The 21,974-nt window shown below is 66.7% G+C and carries 17 protein-coding genes; 11 read left to right on the top strand and 6 right to left on the bottom strand.

Translation table 11 applies throughout. The annotated features are described in order from the left end of the window. Positions 1–510 precede the first annotated feature (510 nt). On the top strand, positions 511–4,161 hold the full coding sequence (gene metH / locus AC06G6_RS18040) for a methionine synthase (RefSeq protein ID WP_479824411.1): 3,651 nt from the start codon (positions 511–513) through the stop codon (positions 4,159–4,161). Positions 4,162–4,250: 89 nt separating this feature from the next. Then, the gene (locus AC06G6_RS18035) at positions 4,251–4,361 is read left to right on the top strand and encodes an RraA family protein (protein ID WP_479828749.1); all 111 of its coding nucleotides are present in this window, start codon (positions 4,251–4,253) and stop codon (positions 4,359–4,361) included. Between the two features lie 36 nt (positions 4,362–4,397). Here the strand turns inward: AC06G6_RS18035 and AC06G6_RS18030 are convergent, their stop codons facing one another. The 3 genes from AC06G6_RS18030 to AC06G6_RS18020 form a co-directional block, all read right to left on the bottom strand. Beyond that, the gene (locus AC06G6_RS18030) at positions 4,398–5,222 is read right to left on the bottom strand and encodes an alpha/beta fold hydrolase (RefSeq protein WP_479824409.1); all 825 of its coding nucleotides are present in this window, start codon (positions 5,220–5,222) and stop codon (positions 4,398–4,400) included. Positions 5,223–5,668: 446 nt separating this feature from the next. Further along, positions 5,669–8,527: an ATP-binding cassette domain-containing protein gene (locus AC06G6_RS18025; protein ID WP_479824406.1), complete on the bottom strand. Its 2,859-nt coding sequence runs from the start codon at positions 8,525–8,527 to the stop codon at positions 5,669–5,671. Further along, positions 8,524–9,081: a hypothetical protein gene (locus AC06G6_RS18020; RefSeq protein WP_479824404.1), complete on the bottom strand. Its 558-nt coding sequence runs from the start codon at positions 9,079–9,081 to the stop codon at positions 8,524–8,526. The genes AC06G6_RS18025 and AC06G6_RS18020 overlap by 4 nt, the downstream gene beginning before the upstream one ends. Positions 9,082–9,228: 147 nt before the next feature. Between AC06G6_RS18020 and AC06G6_RS18015 the strand changes: the two genes are divergently transcribed. Next, positions 9,229–9,894, top strand: coding sequence for a GAP family protein (locus AC06G6_RS18015; RefSeq protein ID WP_479824402.1), 666 nt, complete (start codon positions 9,229–9,231; stop codon positions 9,892–9,894). 156 nt (positions 9,895–10,050) lie between these two features. On the opposite strand, the gene AC06G6_RS18010 is transcribed toward AC06G6_RS18015, so the two are convergent. Continuing rightward, complete coding sequence (locus tag AC06G6_RS18010; RefSeq protein WP_479824400.1) at positions 10,051–11,442, bottom strand: DUF320 domain-containing protein; 1,392 nt, start codon at positions 11,440–11,442, stop codon at positions 10,051–10,053. A 1,337-nt stretch (positions 11,443–12,779) separates the two neighbouring features. On the opposite strand from AC06G6_RS18010, the gene AC06G6_RS18005 reads away from it, so the two are divergent. From AC06G6_RS18005 to AC06G6_RS17990, 4 genes are all read left to right on the top strand, one after another. Beyond that, positions 12,780–13,985: an MFS transporter gene (locus AC06G6_RS18005; protein ID WP_479824398.1), complete on the top strand. Its 1,206-nt coding sequence runs from the start codon at positions 12,780–12,782 to the stop codon at positions 13,983–13,985. 11 nt (positions 13,986–13,996) lie between these two features. Further along, the gene (locus tag AC06G6_RS18000; RefSeq protein WP_479828748.1) at positions 13,997–14,311 is read left to right on the top strand and encodes a GNAT family N-acetyltransferase; all 315 of its coding nucleotides are present in this window, start codon (positions 13,997–13,999) and stop codon (positions 14,309–14,311) included. A 54-nt stretch (positions 14,312–14,365) separates the two neighbouring features. Continuing rightward, complete coding sequence (locus tag AC06G6_RS17995) at positions 14,366–14,542, top strand: CsbD family protein (protein WP_479824396.1); 177 nt, start codon at positions 14,366–14,368, stop codon at positions 14,540–14,542. Positions 14,543–14,968: 426 nt separating this feature from the next. Beyond that, on the top strand, positions 14,969–16,336 hold the full coding sequence (locus AC06G6_RS17990; RefSeq protein ID WP_479824394.1) for a vanadium-dependent haloperoxidase: 1,368 nt from the start codon (positions 14,969–14,971) through the stop codon (positions 16,334–16,336). Positions 16,337–16,543: 207 nt separating this feature from the next. On the opposite strand, the gene AC06G6_RS17985 is transcribed toward AC06G6_RS17990, so the two are convergent. Continuing rightward, on the bottom strand, positions 16,544–16,870 hold the full coding sequence (locus tag AC06G6_RS17985; RefSeq protein WP_479824392.1) for a hypothetical protein: 327 nt from the start codon (positions 16,868–16,870) through the stop codon (positions 16,544–16,546). Positions 16,871–16,884: 14 nt separating this feature from the next. Here AC06G6_RS17985 and AC06G6_RS17980 point away from each other — a divergent pair, with 14 nt between their 5' ends. The 3 genes from AC06G6_RS17980 to AC06G6_RS17970 are packed head-to-tail and all read left to right on the top strand — an operon-like array spanning position 16,885 to position 19,485. Further along, positions 16,885–18,090 (top strand): cupin domain-containing protein, encoded by a 1,206-nt coding sequence (locus AC06G6_RS17980; RefSeq protein ID WP_479824390.1) that lies wholly within the window; start codon positions 16,885–16,887, stop codon positions 18,088–18,090. A 10-nt stretch (positions 18,091–18,100) separates the two neighbouring features. Continuing rightward, on the top strand, positions 18,101–19,009 hold the full coding sequence (locus AC06G6_RS17975) for a sucrase ferredoxin (protein WP_479824388.1): 909 nt from the start codon (positions 18,101–18,103) through the stop codon (positions 19,007–19,009). Beyond that, on the top strand, positions 19,006–19,485 hold the full coding sequence (locus AC06G6_RS17970; protein ID WP_479824386.1) for a GNAT family N-acetyltransferase: 480 nt from the start codon (positions 19,006–19,008) through the stop codon (positions 19,483–19,485). Before AC06G6_RS17975 ends, AC06G6_RS17970 begins: the two co-directional genes overlap by 4 nt. A gap of 77 nt (positions 19,486–19,562) precedes the next feature. On the opposite strand, the gene AC06G6_RS17965 is transcribed toward AC06G6_RS17970, so the two are convergent. After that, the gene (locus tag AC06G6_RS17965) at positions 19,563–21,437 is read right to left on the bottom strand and encodes a Na+/H+ antiporter (RefSeq protein WP_479824383.1); all 1,875 of its coding nucleotides are present in this window, start codon (positions 21,435–21,437) and stop codon (positions 19,563–19,565) included. A gap of 195 nt (positions 21,438–21,632) precedes the next feature. Here AC06G6_RS17965 and AC06G6_RS17960 point away from each other — a divergent pair, with 195 nt between their 5' ends. After that, a complete protein-coding gene (locus AC06G6_RS17960; protein ID WP_479824381.1) occupies positions 21,633–21,944 on the top strand; it encodes a hypothetical protein in 312 nt (103 codons plus the stop codon). The last annotated feature ends 30 nt before the right edge of the window (positions 21,945–21,974 follow it).

Below are 21,974 nucleotides of genomic sequence, written 5' to 3'. Positions count from 1 at the left end.
CCCGGGGCATTGACGAAAGTAGTCTATATGGACATCTCAACTAGAGTCAGACCGATGCTTTCACCCGCAAGCCAAAACCCGAGCGCTGGATGCATTGTCTTGGGACGTCAAGGGCGACAAAGATGCCGCTGCGCCGCCATGGAGCGGGAACCGGCCGAGCACCAGGACATTGTGGCCGCTACACCATCGCCAGCAACAAAAAGGCTTCGTCGCACGGCCATATGGGCACCTGCCCGATGGCCACCATGCAGGCAAAGGGAAAGCGGTTCACCTACGATGGTCATCATCACCTCCAGCAAGCCCGTCGCGCTGATCCCGCTGGTCACCGGCAACTAGTCGTTCTTGACATGTCTGGCACAAGACTCGTACCCGAGGCCAGAACCAGAAATGAGTTATAGGGGCCAGAATCCACGAGTGAGCCAGACGAATGCCTTATGAAGACGCACACCGCCGTCGTAGTACAGACGAAACACAGCGCACCGCAAAGGCCCCCGCCCGTAGGCTGGTCGGATGCCTCGTTTTGCGCTTGATATTGACTCCGTCCCCCGTCCCGTCCGTTCGCAGGAACTGCTGGATGCGGTGAACCATCGGGTCGTCATTGCCGACGGGGCGATGGGCACCATGCTGCAGGACCGGGAGCTGTCCCTCGAGGACGATTTCCTGGGCCTGGAGGGCTGTAACGAGATCCTCAATGCCACGCGTCCGGATGTCCTCGCGGACATCCACGACGCGTACTTCGCGGTGGGAGTCGATGCTGTCGAAACCAACACCTTCGGTGCGAACTGGTCAAACCTCTCCGACTACGGCATCGACGACCGGATTGAGGAGCTCGCCCGGAAGGGCGCGGAGATCGCCCGCGAGCGAGCCGAAGCGGCAGAAAAAACAGACGGACGGATGCGCTGGGTCCTGGGCTCGATGGGGCCGGGCACCAAGCTACCCAGCCTCGGGCACACCAGCTACGACTACCTCAAGCAGACCTTCGCCCTGCAGGCCGGGGGCCTCATCGACGGGGGAGCGGACGCCTTCCTCATCGAGACCAGCCAGGATCTCCTGCAGACCAAAGCCGCGGTCAACGGCTGCAAGCAGGCCATCGTGGCCCGCGGCGTCCGGCTCCCCATCTTCGTCGAGGTGACCGTCGAGACCACCGGAACCATGCTGATGGGCTCCGAGATCGGCGCCGCGCTCACCGCGCTCGAGCCGCTCGGCGTCGACGCCATCGGCCTGAACTGCGCCACCGGGCCGGATGAGATGAGCGAGCACCTGCGCCACCTGGCCAAGCAGTCCTCGGTGGCGATCGCCTGCATGCCCAACGCCGGCCTTCCTGTCCTTGGTGCCAACGGCGCGCACTATCCGCTTTCGCCCAGCCAGCTCGCCACCGCGCACGAGCAGTTCGTGCGCGAATTCGGTCTGGGCCTGGTGGGCGGCTGTTGCGGTACGACGCCGGCGCACATGGCCGCCGTCGTCGAGCGTCTTGCGCCCTTGCGCGCCAGCGTTGCCGTCACCAGCGGCGGGAGGGGCGCCGACGGTGCCCGCGTTCCCACCGAGCGTGAAGCCGGCATCGCTTCCCTCTACCATCACGTGAATTTCGACCAGGAGTCGGCGTACCTCGCCATTGGCGAGCGCACCAACGCGAACGGTTCGAAGGCGTTCCGCCAGGCGATGCTGGAGGAGCGCTGGGACGACTGCGTCGACATCGCCCGCGGGCAGGTCCGCGTCGGCGCGCACCTGCTCGACGTCTGCATTGATTACGTGGGGCGCGACGGCGTCGCGGACATGAAGGAGATCGTCTCGCGGTTCGCGTCGGCCTCCACGCTCCCGCTCGTCATCGACTCCACCGAACCGCAGGTGCTGGAGGCCGGGCTCGAACACATCGGCGGGCGCCCCGTGATCAACTCCGTCAACTATGAGGACGGCGACGGCCCGGACAGCCGCTTCGGGCGCATCATGCCGCTCGTGAAGGAACACGGCACCGCCGTGATCGCCCTGACCATCGACGAACAGGGCCAGGCACGCACCACCGAGGGCAAGGTTTCCATCGCCTCGCGCCTGATCGATGCCCTGGTGGGTGAATGGGGGATGCGCGTGGAGGACATCATCGTTGACTGCCTGACTTTCCCCATCGCCACCGGCCAGGAAGAAACCCGCCGGGACGGCATCGAAACGATCGAGGCCATCCGCCAGATCACAGCGAAGTACCCTGGCATCCACACCACGCTCGGCGTCTCCAACGTGTCCTTCGGCCTGAACCCGGCGGCGCGGATGGCCCTGAACTCGGTGTTCCTGCACGAGGCCGTGCAGGCGGGCCTGTCCAGCGGCATCATCGACGCGGCCAAGATCGTGCCGCTCGCCTCCCTGCCGGAGGAGCAGCGCAAGGTGGCCCTGGACCTCGTCTGGGACCGCCGCGAATACGACGCCGACGGCAACGTTACGTACGACCCCCTGAACAGCATGCTGGACCTGTTCGCCGGCGTCGACACCGCAGCGCTGAAGGACCAGCGCGCGGCGGAACTGGCGGCGCTGCCCACCGGCGAACGCCTGGCGCGGCGCATCATCGACGGCGAGGGCAAGGGCCTGGAAGAGGACCTCGACCTGGCCCGCGCCGAGGGCATGAGCCCGCTCGCGATCATCAACGACCAGCTGCTCGAGGGCATGAAGGTGGTGGGCGAGCGTTTCGGCGCCGGCGAGATGCAGCTGCCGTTCGTGCTGCAGTCCGCCGAGGTGATGAAGACCGCGGTGGCTCTGCTTGAGCCGCACATGGAGAAGTCGGATTCCTCGGGCAAGGGCACCATGGTGATCGCCACCGTGCGCGGCGACGTGCACGACATCGGCAAGAACCTGGTGGACATCATCCTCACCAACAACGGCTACAAAGTGATCAACATCGGCATCAAGCAGGGGATTGCCGAGATCATGGCCGCAGCCGAGGAGCACGACGCGGACGTGATCGGCATGTCCGGCCTGCTCGTAAAGTCCACCGTGGTGATGAAGGAGAACCTCGCCGAACTGCAGTCCCGCGGCCTGGCGAAAAAGTGGCCGATCATCCTCGGCGGCGCAGCCCTGACCCGTGCCTACGTGGAGCAGGACCTGGCGGAGCAGTTTGAAGGGACCGTCAGGTACGCCAAGGACGCCTTTGAGGGCCTGGCCCTGATGGAACCGCTGGTGCAGGTGGCCCGCGGCGCCGACCCGGCCGCCGTCGGCCTTCCGCCGCTGAAGAAGCGGATCCATAAAGGCGGACCGAAGTTCACGGTGACCGAGCCGGAGGCGATGCCCGGCCGGTCCGACGTCGCCTCCGACAACCACGTGCCGTCGCCGCCGTTCTGGGGCACGCGCATCGTGCGCGGCGTCGCGCTCCACGACTACGCCACCTTCCTCGACGAACGCGCCACCTTCATGGGGCAGTGGGGGCTCAAGCCCGGACGCGGCGAGGACGGCGCCTCCTACGAGGAGCTGGTGGAACGCGAAGGCCGGCCGCGGCTGCGGTACTGGCTGGACCGCATCCTCGGCGAGGGAATGCTGGACGCGTCCGTCGCCTACGGCTACTTCCCGGTGGTCTCCGAGGGGGAGCAGGTGGTGGTGCTGCACCACGGGGAGGACCGCGACGGCGTCCTCGGCACCGCGGGACTGCTCGCCCCCGACGGCGGCTCCGGCGGCCCGATCGGCACCGAGCGGCTGCGCTTCGACTTCCCGCGCCAGCGCCGCGACCGGCACCTGTGCCTCGCCGACTTCGTCCGCTCGCGCGAATCGGGGCAGATCGACGTCCTGCCGGTGCAGCTGGTCACCGCTGGCTCGAAGATCGACGAGGTGACGTCCGAGCTGTTCAAGGGCAACCACTACCGCGACTACTACGAACTCAACGGCCTGGTCATGCAGCTCACCGAGGCGCTGGCGGAGTTCTGGCATGCCCGCATCCGCTCAGAGTTGGGTTTCGCTTCCGAGGAGCCGAAGGACAAAGCCGGGCTGTTCAAGCTCGACTACCGCGGTGCGCGGTTCTCGCTCGGATACCCGGCGTGCCCGGACATGGAGGACCGCCGCAAGGTGACGGAACTGCTGAAGCCCGAGCGGATGGGCGTGGTCCTGAGCGATGAGCTGATGCTGCACCCCGAGCAGTCCACCGACGCGTTCGTGTTCCACCACCCGGAGGCGAAGTACTTCAAGGTGTGAGTTGCGGTCTGAATCGGCCAATGTCTTGACGCCCAAATTCTGGGCGAACGTAATGCTGCCACGTGTCAGGTTTAAACGCCCTGGGCGGAATGACACGCGGCAGGGCGGTCGCTGGCCCCATCGCCTGCGGGGGAGTCGTTGTCAATCAAGGCGATCTCATCACCGCCGACGACGACGGCGTGGCCGTTATTCACGGGTAACGAGGGCTTTTGGAACACCGGTGCCGGCGGCGCCTGTCACGAGCGGTTGTCGAGGTAGGCCAGAATCGCCCCGGCCGTTTCCTCCGGAGCGCTGACGTGGGGGCAGTGCCCGGTGGCCTGAAGCTGCACCAGGGTGCTGTGTTCCAGATTCTTGTGCAGGTAGGCGCCCACTTCCGGCGGGGCGAGCCGATCGTCGGAGCACTGCAGAATCAGGCAGCCGGTGCGCAACTTTTTCAGTTCAGGGCGGGTGTCGGAAAAGAAAGTCACCCCGGCGAAGTGCCGTGCGATGGTCGGATTTGTCCGGCAGAAGCTGACACGCAGGTCCTCCGCTAATTCCGGCTCCTGCGGATTGCCCATAACCATGGGCGCCACGGCCGCGGCCCAAGCGAAATAGTTGCTGTCCAGAGCTGCCAGCAGGCCCTCGATGTCTTCCCGTGAAAACCCGCCCACGTAGCCGTCGTAGGGGTCATCCGTATGTCGGGGCGAAGGAGCAAGCAGGACCAGGTGGGAGAAACGGTTGGGGTCCTGCACTGCGGCGATCACGGCGATCATCGTGCTGACACTGTGGCCCACCAGGATGACGTCCTGAAGTTCAAGGGCGGCGCAAATCTCCAGCAGATCCGACGCGTACCCATTTAGGGACCCGTACTTCTCCCAGTCATAGGCGCTGATGTCGGAGTGCCCTGCACCAACATGATCAAAAAGCACCAGCCGGTAATCATCAACGAAATAGGGCAGCAGCTTCCGCCACATAGCCTGATCGCAGCCAAAACCGTGGGCGAACATCATCACAGGCCCATCATCCCGGCCGAGTATGGTGACATTGTTCCGGCCGATTACCGCAGCAACTGCTTCGATCACATTCTCACTGACCCTCGCGTAGGGTGATTTCCTGTCCCAGATTCTATAGAGAATCCTAGGGATCCTCCCACTATGACCTTCACTACCGCCTGCCCCTGGCCCACGCAGCCGGGCTGCTGCACAGCCGCCAGGAAAACGGCCTAGCCCATCCCGACGTCGACCCCGACCGGTCCAGCCGCGAGACAGCCACAATTTGGGACGGGCTCCACGCCCAATGGCTAGTCACCCTGGACTTCGATCTCGCCGACGCCGTGACCGCCGCATTCCGCCACCTTTCCCGCGAAGGCGTCAAGTACTAACCGTGAGGCAGTGCCGGATTTCAGCGCTCGACGGCGGCATCAGTTGGCAAAGTGGGTCGCAGCCCCCCGAGATCGAAGTTCGCGAGGAGCGCCTAGAGGTTCCGTCGATGGGTCAGGGACGGTGTGCGGCCCGGGTGTCGGGTAACCTCAAACCCCGATTCGAAGCCGGTCCCTGTCCTGGACGGGTTGGGCCTGCGCGGCGTGCCCGCCCACGCTTCCGCCAGGGCCGGAGACCGGCTTCACCCGCCGGAGTGCGGCGAGAATGGCGCGGCCTACCACCGCGATGCCGATGACCGTCGTGACGGCACGCAGCGTGTCCCAGCCCGCCGTCGACGTCACCAGCGAGTAGAGCAGGAAGCTGCTGAGGTTCATGCCCAGCGGCGCGCCCGGCACATAGGAGATGCCGGTGCCGGCGCCCACCGCGAAGGGCCAGAACCACAGATTGGTCAGCAGGCCGAACAGGTAGGACGCCAGGACGCCGTAGCCGCCCAGCATCCACAGCTCGGCTTTGCCCCGCACCCCGCGGGGGAGCATGCCGGCCCCCCCACCCACCCACGCACAGGCGAAGATCTGGAACGGCGTCCACGGCCCGATGCCACCCCACAAAGCGCTCGAGAGGGCGATGGTTGCGGCGCCGAGAAGCATGCCGAAGCGGGGGCCGTAGGCCCGGCCGGACAGGATCAGCAGGATAAACACTGCCTCCACGCCCCCGACGCCGGTGCTCGCCACCCGCACCGCGGAACCCACCGCGGCCAGGACGCCGAGCAACGCCACCGTGTGTGCGGAGCGGACCGAGCCATCCATTGCCACGACGACGGCGATGGCGGCGAGCGGCGCAATGGCCAGCGCCGCGAAGGGGAGGGCCGCGGCGGCATCCTCCGGGAAAGCCGCGGCGAGCAGCGGCCAGCAGAACGCTGCGAGGGCCAGAACGTTTGCCGCCGCGAGAACTGCGAGCTCGACGCCACGCGGCATCCGGATGCGGTGCTGCCTGGACGGGCGCCGGGTGTCTGTTTGTTCAATGACCCGTGGCCTCGGCCCGGCATTTGCCTGCCGGGCAGGCGGGAGTTCTGGCTCCGGCGTATGGGCCGCCACGGAGGAAGGCGCGACGCCGTCACGCATCGGGAGGATCCGGGCGCCGAGGCCCTGGGCAAAGTCGAGATCGTGCGTGGCGATCAGGACCGCCGCGCCGGAGTCCGCCGCCGCCCGCAGCACCGCCGAAACTGCTGCGCGCGCCGCAGGATCGAGTCCCCGGGTGGGCTCATCGATCAGGAGTACCTGGGGGTCATCCAGGGTCTGCAGCGCGATGGCAAGGATCCTGCGCTCTCCCGCCGAGAGGTCCCGGGGATGCTCGTGCCCGATGGGAATGCTGACCTCGCCGCGCAGACGGGCCAGGTGTGACGCCGCAGGCATCGGGGAAAGCTGGTCATTGCGCCCGTCTGAGCGGCGCCCGGCACGCGCCTGGCGCCGCTCGGCCGCGCGGAGCTCTCCCGCCACCGTATCCCTCGTGAAGAGGTCGTCCGAGGAGTCCGGCACAAGGGCGACCCGGCCGCCGTCGACCGTGCGGCCGTTGATGGTTCCTTCACCAAGGGCAAGCGCCACCAGGAGGGACGACTTCCCGGCGCCGTTCGGACCCACCAGGGCCACCACCTCACCGCGGTGCAGGGTCAGGGATGCCTCCCGCACGAGTGGCCTGCCCTTGCGGTGCACCGCGAGATTTGCCGCAGTCAGCACGGGCGCCCGCTTCGCTGGCTCCGCCGGCGTCGGACGGGCAACAGCAGGGGATGCAAACGCGGACGGCGCGGCACCCGGCACCAGGGCGCCGTCGTCGATGGTCCACCACGAATCGGCAACGGGTACGAGCTGCGCGGCCCGGTGCTCCGCCACGATGACGCAGACACCGCCAGCGCGGGCGAGATCGTTGAGGACGGCGATGACGTGCCGCCGGGCTGCGGTGTCGAGGTCCGCCAGGGGCTCGTCCACCAGCAGCAGGGCCGGATGCTCCACCATCGCGGCGGCGATGGCGACGAGCGTTGCCTCACCCGCCGAGAGGGTGCTGACATTCCGGTCCAGCAGCGCCGACACCCCGATGCGCTCCGCGACCTCCAGCACCCGGACCTTGGCGGTCCCGGAGGCCATGCCGCGCAGCTCAAGTGCGAGGGAGATTTCGTCCCGGACCCGGGTGGTGGCGAAAGCGGCGCGGGGATTCTGCAAGACGACGCCGACGAGGAGGGCGGTGTCGCGGGGCGGCGTGGCGGCACGGTCCGTGCCGGCGACGCGGACGGTGCCGGAAATTTCGCCACCGTCCACGTGGGACAGGAGGCCGGCGATACCCCGCAGGATGGTGGATTTTCCGGAGCCCGTCGGGCCGGTAATGACAGTGATGGACCCGTTCGGCGGCGTGAATCCGGCGACGCGGACCTGCGCGTCGCCGATGCGGAAGTGTGCGTCCCGGACGAGAACCGGTGGTTCGGTGCCTTGGCCGGGCTGGTGTGCTGCCCGGCTTCCGAAGCCGCGCAGCTCCAGGGCCGCGGCAACCCTGCCCGCGTGCTCAAGGGTGCGCTCGAGCACCGGCACCAGCGCGCGGGGTCCGAAGCGTTCGCCCCGCAACCGGAACGCAAGGCGGACGGAGGCCACGGCGTCGGCAAGCGCCGGAAGCGCCGCCCACGCCACCACGAGCGTCCGGGCCAGGCCCTGCATGGGGCCGCCGCGGGCCAGGTGCACGAAGCCGCGGGCCACATCCACCCAGGCGTTGAGCAGGCCGAAGGCGAGGAACATCGCGGCAATCGGCAGGGCGGACAGGACCGCCGCCCACAGCCCGGGCGCCGTAACCGGACCCAGGAGGACCACATGGGCGTACGGGGCAGGCAGCCGGATCGCCGGCAGGTCGAGCAGCACCGGTTCGCCAATGCCCGCCCCGTTGAAGAGGATGCGGTAGATGACCCGCGCCGCGATGAAGACGACGGCGAGGACCGCCGCCGCGCGTAACGGCGCAGGTCGAAAGGTCATGCCGCGGGGGCGGCCGGTTCGCCGTCGACCGTGTAGAGCAGTTCCAGGCTCTCGCCCGGGCTCACCTGCAGGGTGGCCAGGCCTTCCTGCGCGTACGCCCAGTCACCGGAGGCCGGGTTAACCCAGAGCGCCCAGTAGGCGAAGGCGGCGGGCATCTTGCTGCATTCTTCCCGGTACGTGCCGCCCTTGTGGGCGATGTCGAGGTCCGCGGCGGGCACACCGTTCACGCGGCACACGAGTTCGTTGGGGTATTCGGCGGTGCCCTCGGTTTTCACCTTTGCCTCGTCGAGCACCTTGGAGGCGGGCGTTGGCCCGTCCACGGTCACGCAAACGGAGGAGTCAGCCGCGGCCTGCTTCAGGGAGCCCGAATCGACGATGACCTTCACACCGGCGCACGGCTCGGAGGCGGCATTGGATGAAGCTGCTGCCGTGGACGCCGGGGCAGAGGTGGTTGGCTGGGTGGCGGCCGGCGTGGAACAGGCTGCGAGGGTAAGCAGGAGACCGGCGGCGGCGAGGGTGCTCGCGGCGGCGGTGCAGATCTTAGTCAAAGTCACGTGTCAAGGGTAGGGCGTTGCTTGTCCGGATGCGGAGGCCGTCGCGTTGTGTGACGTGAGGTCACTGACTTCGCCGGTGTCGGCAGATAGTGTGCCTGCTATGGCATCACATGACGCTGGTACTGGCCTCGACGACGGTGTGCGCGCGTGCTAGACGTCCTGGGAGAGACGCTGCCCCTGGCAGTGGGTATCGCGCTGAGTCCGTTGCCCATCCTCGCCGTCGTGCTGCTGCTGGTCTCGCCCAACAGCGGGGCGGGACCGGCGTTTCTGGCGGGCCGGCTTGCGGGTGTCACGCTTGTTGTCGGCCTGTTCGCTGCGATGTCCGACGTCGTCGAAAGATCCTCCGGTGGTCCCTCGCCGGTTGTTGCCGCGGCGCGGATCGTCGTGGGCGCTGCGCTCGCGTTCCTGGCTGTTCGCAAGTGGAGCCGTCGGCCGGGACCGGAAGAGGAGCCGGAATTGCCGGGGTGGATGAGTTCGATTGAGGACAGCACCGCGGCGAGGGGCTTCCGGCTCGCTTTCCTGCTCTCCGTCGCGAACCCGAAAGAGTTGCTGCTCGGTATCGGCGCGGGGTTCGCCGTCGGTAGCGCCGGGCTCCCGCTTGGGGCCACCATGGTGACCGTCCTCATCTTCACCTTGATCGCATGTTTGAGTGTGGGGACTCCGGTTGTCGCGTTCCTGCTGGCCGGTGAACGCATGGCCGGCCCGCTGGAATCCGCACGAACCGTCCTGGTCCGTCATAACGCCGTGATCATGAGCGTGGTTCTGCTGATCATTGCCGCAGCCCTGATTGGCGGCGGGATCGCTGACCTGTGACCACACAGCCTCAAGCTTTGAGTGCCCTGGCCGACCGTAGCGGGGACCAGGACCAGTGAGTCCGCCAGGGCTTGCCGAACTTGCCCACAGGGCTCTGCGAGACACGCCAATGGTGCCGGCGGGAGGGAAGTCCGCTCCCGCCGGCACCTGTTGGGCCTAGGCCTTCCTTACGCGAACGCCAACCATCAGGAACAGACCTACGCCAAGGAACACGAGCGCAAGCCACAACAAATCTGTGTTGGCTCCCGTGTTGGCGAGGGTCGCTGCCCCCAGCCAAGCCGTCGCCGGCGCCGCCGCCGCGGACTCAGCCCCTGCACGAACCGCCGTCGGCGGGTTCACGACCGGACGGTTGACGACCGGAGGATTCACCACGGGCGGGGTCACGACCGGCGGGTTCACGACGGACGGGTTCACGACGGACGGGTTGACTGCGGGCGGGTTCACGACGGACGGGTTGACTGCGGGAGGGTTCACGACGGTGGTCCCGGTTGTTCCGCCGGTCTGGGCGGCTGAATCGCCGAGCAGACCCACCGAGGTTGCGCCGAGAGTCACCGGTGCTGTTACTGGTGCGATGATCTGGGTGCCGGAGAGGACTCCGTCGGCACCGCTGGTGGTCCCGGTGGTCGGGGCGGGGTGGCCGGTGGTGCCGGTCGTTCCGCCAGTTTGGGCGGCTGAATCGCCGAGCACGCCCACCGAGGTTGCGCCGAGATTCACCGGTGCTGTCACTGGTGCGATGACCTGGGTGCCCGAGAGCAGTCCGTCAGCACCGCTGGTGGTCCCGCCGGTCCCGGTGGTCGGGGCGGGGTGGCCCGTGGTGCCGGTCGTTCCGCCGGTTTGGGCGGCTGAATCGCCGAGCACGCCCACCGAGGTTGCGCCGAGAGTCACCGGTGCTGTCACTGGTGCGATGATCTGGGTGCCGGAGAGCACTCCGTCGGCACCGCTGGTGGTCCCGCCGGTCCCGGTGGTCGGGGCGGGGTGGCCGGTCCCGGTTGTTCCGCCGGTTTGGGCGGCTGAATCGCCGAGCACGCCCACCGAGGTTGCGCCGAGAGTCACCGGTGCTGTCACTGGTGCGATGATCTGGGTGCCGGAGAGCACTCCGTCGGCACCGCTGGTGGTCCCGCCGGTCCCGGTGGTCGGGGCGGGGTGGCCGGTGGTGCCGGTTGTTCCGCCGGTTTGGGCGGCTGAATCGCCGAGCAGACCCACCGAGGTTGCGCCGAGAGTCACCGGTGCTGTCACTGGTGCGATGACCTGGGTGCCGGAGAGCACTCCGTCAGCACCGCTGGTGGTCCCGCCGGTCCCGGTGGTCGGGGCGGGGTGGCCCGTGGTGCCGGTCGTTCCGCCGGTTTGGGCGGCTGAATCGCCGAGCAGACCCACCGAGGTTGCGCCGAGAGTCACCGGTGCTGTCACTGGTGCGATGACCTGGGTGCCGGAGAGCACTCCGTCGGCACCGCTGGTGGTGTCGGCTGCACTGGCAGCGGTACTTCCAAGGGCCAGGAGCCCTCCGGCAAAGAGGGTGCCGAGCAGCCCTCGTCGGATGTTTTGATGCATGATAAATCTCCTGAATGAAAAGTTGGTGGCGGGCGCAATTGCAGCCCGTGTGGCCGTTGTCCGCGCCGTGGCGCGGAAGAGGGCTCAACTAATCAGGAGAAGACCCCGGGCCGAATGAAGTCGGTGAGGGTGCCCGCATCAGGTCGCCTCGTGCGGGGAAGGGGGACAGGCGCAGACTTTCAAAGTGCTGGGCTGACAGCCAAGCCGGAGACGGGGAGTTACCGCCAGAAAAAGCACTTCCGGCCGAACCGGAGACGCCGGTCAGAGGATCTGCCTGTGAGTCCAGGGGAGCTTGTGCGGGCCCCTCGGGGAGAGCCAGAGTCGCAGTCAGTGCCGGTGTCAAGAATTGGCTGCACGTCGCGGACGCGTCGGCTTGACCCAGACCAGACGTAGAGCGGTGCCGGGACGGCTGCAAGCCGGTGGCGGCATCGGCCGGGGTCATCGTGGGTGTCGCAATGGGGTCACTGGCGCTGGCAGGATCTGCCGGGGTCGCAGCTAGGAGGCCCGGGCTGCCGCCTGTTGACTCCTCGATCACGTCGACAGGGACGGGTGATGAAACAGGGAGCTCAGAATCAATAGTGGCTTCAGCAATCGGGTCGAGGACCTCAGCAACGGCACCGGCCGGGGGAAGCATGGCCTCCGCTGCGGCACCGACTACAGAGTCAGTCAGCCCGAGGACGGGGGCCGTCAGAGTCGTTACAGGTTCTGGGGTGACCAGCGCGTTTACGGCGGGGATACTGCTCACTAGGCCGTCCGCGGCTGTCGTCACGACGTGGACGCTAGGCTGCAGTTTTGGCAGCGCGTCGGGCAGGTAGGAGGAGGCGCTGTTCGCTTCCGCTTCCTGCTGCTCTTCTGTTTTGGAAGGTAAAAGAACATTCCGGGCTGGATCCGTGACAGAAGCGGAGGCTGCTCCGACCGAGGAGCTGATGCTCGTCAGGAGTGAGCCCGAGTCAGCAGCTGAGTCGGCGCTAGCAGCCGAAGCCGAAAGAGCTATCCAAGAGGTCGCTGCCGCGGCCGCGAATAACACGGGACGCAGGCGGCTCCACATGGGACGTGGTTGGTCCATGCGAAACGCCTCCCCCCGGATCAGCAAAACGGCCAGTCCGACCACACTAGGCAGAGACCCGCCCGCAAGTCCAGAGATTCGGCAAATAAAATCCGGCGATTGGATAAACCGAAATGGGGTGCGCCTCACTGCTCGATGAGGCGCACGTGACGTGCCCGGCGGCAGCCTGCTGCCACCAAGGCGGGACGCAAGCGATGGCAACCGGCCCGGCATAAGGTAGGCAGGAGGCGCGAGACCGCTCCTCACCTCTCGAAGGATGGAAGAACGCACAATGCCCGCTGCCACCCGGACCGCGCCGGACCGCACTGCCAGGTTCGGCGTCGCTTTCATCGGCCTTCTGCTCATCGCAGTTAACCTTCGTGTGTCCTTCGTCAGTGTGGGGCCGGTACTCGGGAACATCAGCAGCGATCTTGAGTTATCTAGTGCCGCAGCAGGGCTCCTCACAGGTCTTCCACTCATTGCTTTCGCAGTCTTCTCCCCGCTGGCACCCGGCTTCGCTTCCCGTCTGGGTCTCGACCGGGCACTGTGGGTGTCACTGCTGATCCTCGCGTCGGGCATTGTGCTTCGCTCCCTACCCTTGCCGGGCATTATCTGGGCTGGCACCGCACTGATCGGCTTGGCTATCGCGTTTCTCAATGTCCTAGTGCCCTCCCTTGTAAAGCGGGACTTTCCGATGAGGGTTAGTCAGGTCACCGGAGGCTACACCGCCACACAGGCCGCCTTCGCCGCGATCGGGGCAGCCGTCGTCGTTCCCGTGGCACAAACGTCCCCGGCGGGATGGCGGCTTGCCCTCGGAATCTGGGTGGGACTGGCCCTCATCGCCATGGCGGTGCTCCTGCCGTGGCTGCGCCGGCACAGGTCAGGGAGCTCGCATGCCACCAGGCCGGAGGTTTCCTTCCGGTCGCCCTGGACCTCAGCCTTGGGCTGGCAGGTGACGATCTTCATGGGACTGCAGTCGATCGCCTTCTACGTCCTGATGGCATGGCTGCCCACCATCGAACAAAGCCAGGGGGTTCCCGCCACTGTGGCGGGCGTCCATCTGTCCGTCTTCCTGCTCATCAGCGTGTTCGCCAGCCTTGCCACAGGGGGAATCCTGCACCGCGGTTCGGACCAGCGGCTTGTCTCCTTCACGAGCGGCGGGCTCACGTTCGTGACGTTTCTCGGGCTGGCACTTGCGCCCGACCTCATCTTGCTGTGGGTCATTCTTGGGGCAATCGGGTGCGGGAGCCTCATTGTCATCGCCCTGTCGCTGTTCAGCCTCCGGACCGTGAATTACCCGCAGGCAGCGTCCTTGTCCGGCATGGCGCAATCTGTCGGCTACGGTCTGGCCGCGGCGGGGCCGGTAATGTTCGGCGGGCTTCGCGACGTGAGCGGAGGCTGGACGCTTCCGCTCCTCGTCACCGCGGGCCTCATGGCGGTTCTCGCCGTGACCGGTCTGCTGGTTGGACGTGACCGGGTGATCAGCGGTTCGCCGTGATCCGCTCCTGAATCACGCGTCCCTTAAGGTCAGGGTGGACACCGCTCTACGTCCGTCCAGAGCTGCGCGGTCACCGCCTCGGCAGTACACTCCTGGACGCGGCACTGGACTTGGTACGCGACGGGGCGGTGCACTCATTGAGATCAACGTCGATGGCGAGGACACGGATGCGCGCCGTTTCTATGAAGCGCACTGGTTCACCAACACCGAACCCAACCAGACAGACCCAATGCTGTACTACTACCGAGAGCTCTGAACCGGGCAGTGATGCCCGGCCGTCAGGGCGCTGCGGGGTGAGGATGGCCGCCGCGGCGGGCGGCGGATAGCATGAAATGTGATCCCCCGGCAGCCCGCCGGGTGGTATCCCGAGGAGGAAAACGATGGGTCTGGGTGACAAGATTCGGAATGCGTCGACAAAGTTGACCGGCAAGGCTAAAGAAGCCACAGGCAAGGCAACGGGTGACAACCGCCTCAAGAACGAAGGCAGGGGAGACCAGGTCAAGGCGAACCTTAAGCAGGCTGGCGAAAAGGTCAAGGACGCTTTCAAGAAGCACTGACCATCGGTCGTGCCAGAACCCAGTCCCGCCGGCCGAGTTCCTGACTGGCCGCGGAGTGTGGTTGGCCCAGCTGGGGTCGGTGGCCCAATCTATGCTGCGCCACGACGGGTCGGCGTCGCGGCACTCATCGACAGCCGCGGCGGCCTCAATCCATCTTTGGATCCAGGGGCGTCGTCCCTGCGGTACCGGTACGAATTCCTAGCAGGTTTACAAGGTCACCCGCGGCCACCTAACCGCCGATTTCGGCACAGATGAAGTGTTCAGTCGCACTGGACAACGCGCTGGCAGAGGCTCAACCTTAAAGTAACCGCCGACGGCGCACATCACCTCGAACGGTCGCGTGCCCCCGGTGTCGGGCACCCATGAGATGTCGACTCCCTCGGGTTCGCTTGAACATGGCTCCGTGACGATTGGAGGACCGGCGACATGACGAACGACCATTACAGGCGACCATCGCGGAATTCGAGAAACGGTGCGCGCCGGTGGGCGCTCTGCTTGATCCCGGCACTGACCGTCGCACTATTTGTGCCAGGAGTGTCGAGCGCCGGGGCCTCCAACGCTCGGAACGCGGGGCCAACGAACACGGACGTCCTCATCGAGTGGAGCACCATCGCCCAAGACCACGTCATCCCACTGCGTCCCACGGCTCACGGCCAGCTCCGCGGTATGGCGATGGTTCAAGGCGCGGTGTACGACGCAGTGAACGCCATCGACCGCGGGTACCAGCCGTATCTGCTCGACGTCGACTCGGTCGGCGTCGGGCCGGAGGCATCATTCGATGCGGCGATCTCGACCGCCGCACACCACGTACTCGTCACCCTGGTCCAGTCGGACCAAGTAGGTAGGCTCGACGATGCATACGAAGCAACGCTCGCGGGCGTCACTGACGGCCCGAACAAGGACGAAGGCGTCGCCGCCGGTGAGGCCGCCGCGGCGGCGATGATCCTCGCGCGCACCGATGATGGGTTCATGGCCCCGTTCGAGTTCGACATCGGACCCGATCCTGGTGACTGGCGGCCCGTCACGCCCGGCGCGCTGGATCCGGACGCCTGGGTGGCCAATCTCCGACCGTTCATCCTCGAGAGTCCCGACCAATTCCGCTCGGAGGGACCCAATCCGCTGACGAGTGATGAGTATGCAGCTGACTTCAACGAGGTCAAGGAGATCGGGGCGCTCGCGAGCACCACTCGAACCGTCGACCAGACCACTGCGGCCATCTTCTGGCAAGCTACGCCGGTGGCACTCTGGAACGGAGTGTTCCGCAGCCTCGCCGTAGAACACGGACTTGACGTGGCCGACTCGGCTCGGCTCTTCGCGATGACAAACCTCGCCGCCGCTGATGGCGCGGTCGCTTGCTGGAGCGACAAGTCCTACTGGAACTTCTGGCGTCCGATGGCGGCGATCCGCGAAGCCGACACCGACAACAATCCGGAGACGGAAGCCGATCCGACATGGAAACCGCTCTTCGATCCATCGACGGCGACCGCCCCTCCGCTCGGCACGCCGCCGTTCCCGGAGCATCCGTCCGGTCACGGCTGCGTCAGCGGCGCTGCTCTCTACGCGGCGCAGGAGTTCTTCGGCACGGACGATGTCGCCTTCGACGTGAGCTCCGGTCGCTTCCCCGGCGAGCCACGGCACTTCGACGGATTCTCAGCGGCGATACGGGAGATCATTGATGCTCGCGTCTGGGGCGGCATCCACTTCCGCACTGCCGACGTACAGGGCGCCGAGCTCGGCAACGAGGTGGCGTTGTGGCTCAACGATCATTACTTCCAGCCGGCACCATGTCAGTAGCGGGATCGTGCGACTGACCCGGAGCGAGCGCACCGACACGTCCACCAGCATCCCGGTGTGAACTTCGCTGACGAACGGTGCATCTCTGCCGTCGCGCCGCGGCGTCCGGGCGGGCCCCTGCCTCAGTCAATGCAGGCCGTTCCCAGCGCTGACCTATCTCGATAGGGTGATCTCGGGCGGTGTCATGAAAAAATCGCCCGGTTGGGGTCAGGCACCGATAAGGGGGCTGATCATGCCATTCGATTCTCGGGAGGAAGCATGACGACTAATCCAGAGCAGGATCCAAGCCAGGAAGGCCCGGCCGACGGCGGCGCGGCCGGCATCCCCGGCGCCCACGACGGTGGTGCCGATGGTGGTGCCGACGGCGGCGCCGATGGCGGTGCCGATGGTGGTGCCGACGGCGGCGCCGATGGCGGTGCTGATGGCGGCGCTGACGGTGGTGCCGATGGTGGTGCTGACGGTGGTGCCGATGGCGGCGCTGATGGCGGTGCCGATGGTGGTGCTGACGGTGGTGCCGACGGCGGTGCCGAGCAACCAGGCAGCTGAGTTTGAGCACTTCTAGCGACGACTTTCAGTGCCCCGATGCCGTGGGTGGCACCGGGGTTCTGGAAACTCGCCTGATCGACATAGGCCGCGAGAGGTTCGCCAGCGACGTCTGGGGGAACACCGCGCTGCTCACGCGTCGTGTTAGCGACTTCTCGGACCTGTTCTCAGCCGAGGCGGTCGACGAACTGATCTCGCGCCGCGGACTGCGCACACCTTTCTTGCGCGTCGCCAAGGGCGGCGCCACCTTGCCCGACTCTTCCTTCACCTCCCCGGCCGGCGCAGGCGCCGGCATCTCGGACCAGCTCGACGACACCGAGCTTTGGCGCAAATTCGCTGACGGGGCCACGCTGGTCCTGCAAGCGCTGCACCGCACCTGGGAGCCGATTTCGGACTTCAGCACCAGGCTCAGCACCGAACTCGGACATCCGGTACAGGCCAATGCCTACATCACCCCGCCGCAGAACCGTGGTTTCGATGATCACTATGATGTCCACGACGTCTTCGTGCTGCAGATCGAGGGAACCAAGCGCTGGATCATCCACGAACCCGTCCATGTGGACCCGTTGCGCAATCAGCCCTGGACCGACCGTCGCTCCGCCGTCGCCGAGGCAGCGAAGGACAAGGCCTATATCGACACTGTGCTCGAGCCCGGCGATTCCCTTTACCTGCCGCGTGGCTGGTTGCACGCCGCTGAGGCGCAGGGCAAAGTCTCCATCCACCTCACGTTAGGCATTCACAACTGGACCCGCTACGCGTTGGCCGAACACCTCGCGCAGACCGCGCTGGCAAAGCTCTGCGACGATCCCGAGATGCGCCGCACCTTGCCACTGGGCGTAGACGGGCTGGATGGGGAAATCGCCACCATCCGCGAGCGTCTGGCCGCCGCCGTCTCGGAGAGTGACCCCACGTCTGTGTTCCGCCGCGCCGCGCGGGGACAGGGACGCCCGGCACCGCTGGGGCCGGTGGCCCAGCTCGCGGCCGTCGATGGCCTCGGACCCCAGTCGCTGGTGAAACTTCGGGGTGCACTGGACGCGCGGCTCGATGGCTCGCGCCTGATCACCCGCGTGGGTTGGCTCGACTTCCCCGAAACAGATTTACCCTCTGTAACGCGCCTGCTCGACGGAGCTGTTCACACCGCGACCGATCTCGGCGTCGAACTCGTCGACAGACTGATGCGCGCCGGGGTTCTCGTTCCCGTTGACCAGTAACCTCGCCGCCATGGCCGCCACGGAACGTTTCTTCTGCGCAGAACGCGCCCAGCTTCGCGGCGACTCGATGGCAGGGACAGCCTCGCACGGCTTGGTTTGGGTCCTCATCGAGTACCGGGGAGGGTGGCCGCCCAACGGCTTCGACGGCCTTGATATTGACCCTGAGACCAAAGCCTTGGTTCTCTCGGCCGCGCAAACCGCCCGCGCGCGGGTGCTGCTGGTGGAGCGGCCCGGCCGCCGCCGGCGCGAGGGCCCCAGCCGCTGGGCCGTACTGAGCCATCAAAAGTCCGGTGCCTATCTTCAACAATGGGGAACATGGAGCCATGATGAGGACCTCGCGGAAATTGCCACCGCTCTTATCTCCCCCGGAAAGCCCGGCCTTCCACCAGTCATCCTGGTCTGCACTCACGGTCCGCACGACCCTTGCTGCGCCGTGTGGGGACGGCCCGTGGGACGTGCACTGAGTCAGCACTGGCCTGAGCTGGTCTGGGAGTGCAGCCACGTCGGCGGGGACAGATTCGCAGCCAACGCCGTCGTTGCCCCCGACGGCGTGTACTACGGCGGACTCGACGCCCAGTCCGCCGTCACAACGATCGAGGACCACCTCGCCGGCCGTATCCGCGCAGATTATCTGCGCGGATATACGGACCTCTTCCCGCCACAACAGACCGCCGTCGCGGCCGCGCTCAAACTATTCGGCCCCGCTGGCCGGCATGATTATCAGGTCGCCGAGACGTGGCGTGACGGTGACCAGTGGCGGATCCACCTCACCGGCCGCGCGCCTCACCCTGCGCATATCGACGTCGAACTGCAGTCCAGCCGCACGCCGCCTGGTCAGCTGACCTGCCGAGGTCCGGCCACGGGCTCGGTCGTCGTCTACGAGCTCATTTCCATCCGGACGGATTTGCGGAAACCATGACTTCCGATGATGCGGCGGGCGACCTGACGCCGCGGCGGGCGACGACGGCCGACGCCGCGGTCGTTGCCCAGCTGCTTCATGATTTCAACACTGAGTTCTCGACGCCGACCCCGGACGTTCGCGAGCTTCAATCGCGGTTGACGCATCTCCTGGCGGGGGACGACGTGGTGGTCCTGCTGATCGGTGAGCTGGCGAGCGGTGTTGCCGTGCTGAGTTTCCGGCCCAACGTCTGGTACCGAGGGCCGGTCGCGATCCTCGATGAGCTATACGTCCGTCCAGATCTGCGCGGTCGCCGCCTCGGCAGCGCACTCCTGGACGCGGCATTGGATCTGGTGCGCGACCGGGGCGGTGCGCTCATCGAGATCAACGTTGACGGGGAGGACACCGATGCGCGTCGTTTCTATGAAGCGCACGGGTTCACCAACACCGAACCCAACCAGACAGACCCAATGCTGTACTACTATCGAGAGCTCTGAAACGGGCAGTTGTGCGCCACGGAGGAAGACCACGGGTTCGGAGCCGAAGCAGTGCGCGGACTCCAGCACTCCTGCCGTCATCCCAGCAGATCGTCCTGATAGCACCAGCGCCATTCTTCGCCCGGCTCGATGCTCCGCATGACCGGGTGCCCGGTGGCTTCGAAGTGCTTCGAGGCGTGGCTTCCGGGTGAGGAATCACAGCACCCCACTTTGCCGCACGCCAGGCACATCCGCAGGTGCACCGTCGTCGTGCCTTCCCTCCGGCAGTTCGCGCAGAAGGGGTCCCCGGGCACCTCCGGAGACCGGGCCGACTCGAGGTGGGCACATACCCCGCCCGGCCGCGCGATCCCTTCCCCGCCGCCCTCGCCGGACGTGTCCACCTCGTCCAAAGCCATGTCCAGCATGGATTCCTCAACATCCAGCTGGTCCAGCACACCGCTGATGACCTCGTGCGCGTACTCGCCGCCTCGCCTCAGTTCCAGTACCTTGGCCCGTTCCGCTTCCAGCATGGCCAGCCGCAGCCAGGCGTAACGCGCGCTGGGGGTCGCCGTTTCGGCCAACGGGCGGCCGAGGCGTTCCCACGCGGCCAGCCCGCGCTCCTGGGTGCGCCGTTTCAGCATGGCCACCACCTCCGGCGGATCGTTCTCCGTCCGCAGCTCCTGCAGGCGTGCCACGCCCGCAACCGTGGCCAGCTGCACCAGCGAAGCCTGGTTCAGCGCGTCTTCGCGCGGGTCTGGGCCTTGCACCTTCAGGCGCCGGACCAGCCACGGAAGAGTGAACCCCTGCAGCGTCAGCGTGCCGCCCACCACCACCAGGGCGGCCAGAATCAGCACCGAACGGTGCTCCAGGTCTGTGGGCAGCACCAGCACCGCCGCCAGGGTGACCACTCCTCGCATCCCCGCCCAGGAGACAATCGCCGCGTATTGCCACGGCGGCGCCGGGTCATTCCGCCGCACGGCCGGAATCAGGCGGGGCAGGTACGTGGCCGGGAAAACCCACACCGGCCGGAGCACCAGCACCGCCAGCAGGATCAGGGCGCAGCCGGCCCAGATCCGCCCGGCGCCCAGGGAGTCGTCTTGGACGCCGTCGATGATGGTCCGCACCTGCAGCCCGATCAGCAGGAATACCGCGTTTTCCAGCAGAAACTGCACAGTGTTCCAGTTGCTGCGCTGGCTCAGCCGGGCGGCGCCGTTGGGCATGGAGGGCGCCTTGGTGCCCATTATCAGCCCGGTGACGACGACGGCGAGGACGCCGGACGCGTGGATCGCCTCCGCGGGAAGGTATGCGACGAGCGGGGCTATCAACGACGTCGACGTGTTAATGGCGACGTTCCGGGTCCGCTTGCGGAGCTCGGTCAGCACGTAGGCGGCTGCCATGCCCACCACCACCCCGCCCCCGGCCGCGAGCAGGAAGTCCGCGGCGATCCCCGTCACGGACACTGACCCCGAGATGGCGGCGATGGCAGCGCGAAGGCAGATCAGGGCGGTGGCGTCGTTGACCAAGGATTCGCCCTCCAGGATGGTGACGATCCTGCGGGGCATCCTCACCTTCCTCGCGATGGCGGTCGCCGCCACAGCATCCGGGGGCGCCACGACCGCCCCGAGAGCGATCGCGGCAGCCAGCGGGATTTCCGGGAACAACCACCAGACCACAAAGCCCACGGCGAAGGTTCCGAAGATGACATAGCCCACCGAGAGCAGTCCAATGGCGCGGCGGTTGGAGCTGAAATCGAAGAGCGACGTCCGCAGCGCCGCGGCGTACAGCAGTGGCGGCAACAGTCCCACAAGGACCACTTCAGGGTTCAGCTCAATGGGCGGAACGAAGGGGAGGAAGGACCCCGCCACGCCGGCCAACACCAGCAGCAGTGGAACTGAAATGTTGAGTTTCCTGCCCAGCGCGCTGCCGGCGCAGACCACAGCGACGAGAACCAGGAGTCCCAGCGCGATTTCCATTGGGACATTGTCTCAGTTGGAGGAAAAGGTGTCTGGGCCAACCAGGCATTTTCTCCGGCCTACGCCACGCCCGTCGCCCGGAGCGTCCCGGGGTGGTGGCCGCAGGCCGCGCCGTGGCGGGCAAGGCCGCCCTCCTGCCCTACCGGGATGACTCTGGACGGCCTATCGTGATCCTGGCACAGCCCGAGGAAAGGAATGACGATGTTCACCCTGCAGATTGGCTATCAGGTCCGGGACTACGGGGCATGGAAGAAGGTCTTCGACAGCGATCCCGCAGGCCGCGCCGCGTCGGGCGCCCGGTCCGTCCGGGTATTCCGGGATGCGGAGGACCAGAACAGCGTGGCCGTGCTCCTGGACTTCGACACCAAGGACGCTGCGACCGTCTTTCTGGAACGGCTACGCAGCCAAGTGTGGGACAAACCGGAGGTGATAGGGCAGTTGGTGTCCGCATCGCCGACAGCCAGGACTCTGGAGGAAGTGGCCCGCGAGGGCCAAGGCGCCGGCTGACGACTGAGAATCCCGCCGTCCTCGCCGGGT

The organism is Arthrobacter sp. CJL-S3, from assembly GCF_056711635.1.
The sequence above is the reverse complement of the archived record's forward strand: the minus strand, read 5'-3'. Positions and strand labels throughout refer to the sequence as shown.

Bases quoted from the DNA above. Each gene is read 5' to 3' on its own strand.
- metH (WP_479824411.1), top strand. From the start codon at position 511: ATGCCTCGTTTTGCGCTTGATATTGACTCCGTCCCCCGTCCCGTCCGT.
- AC06G6_RS18035 (WP_479828749.1), top strand. From the start codon at position 4,251: ATGACACGCGGCAGGGCGGTCGCTGGCCCCATCGCCTGCGGGGGAGTC.
- AC06G6_RS18025 (WP_479824406.1), bottom strand. From the start codon at position 8,527: ATGACCTTTCGACCTGCGCCGTTACGCGCGGCGGCGGTCCTCGCCGTC.
- AC06G6_RS18010 (WP_479824400.1), bottom strand. From the start codon at position 11,442: ATGCATCAAAACATCCGACGAGGGCTGCTCGGCACCCTCTTTGCCGGA.
- AC06G6_RS18005 (WP_479824398.1), top strand. From the start codon at position 12,780: ATGCCCGCTGCCACCCGGACCGCGCCGGACCGCACTGCCAGGTTCGGC.
- AC06G6_RS17995 (WP_479824396.1), top strand. From the start codon at position 14,366: ATGGGTCTGGGTGACAAGATTCGGAATGCGTCGACAAAGTTGACCGGC.
- AC06G6_RS17990 (WP_479824394.1), top strand. From the start codon at position 14,969: ATGACGAACGACCATTACAGGCGACCATCGCGGAATTCGAGAAACGGT.
- AC06G6_RS17975 (WP_479824388.1), top strand. From the start codon at position 18,101: ATGGCCGCCACGGAACGTTTCTTCTGCGCAGAACGCGCCCAGCTTCGC.
- AC06G6_RS17970 (WP_479824386.1), top strand. From the start codon at position 19,006: ATGACTTCCGATGATGCGGCGGGCGACCTGACGCCGCGGCGGGCGACG.
- AC06G6_RS17965 (WP_479824383.1), bottom strand. From the start codon at position 21,437: ATGGAAATCGCGCTGGGACTCCTGGTTCTCGTCGCTGTGGTCTGCGCC.
- AC06G6_RS17960 (WP_479824381.1), top strand. From the start codon at position 21,633: ATGACGATGTTCACCCTGCAGATTGGCTATCAGGTCCGGGACTACGGG.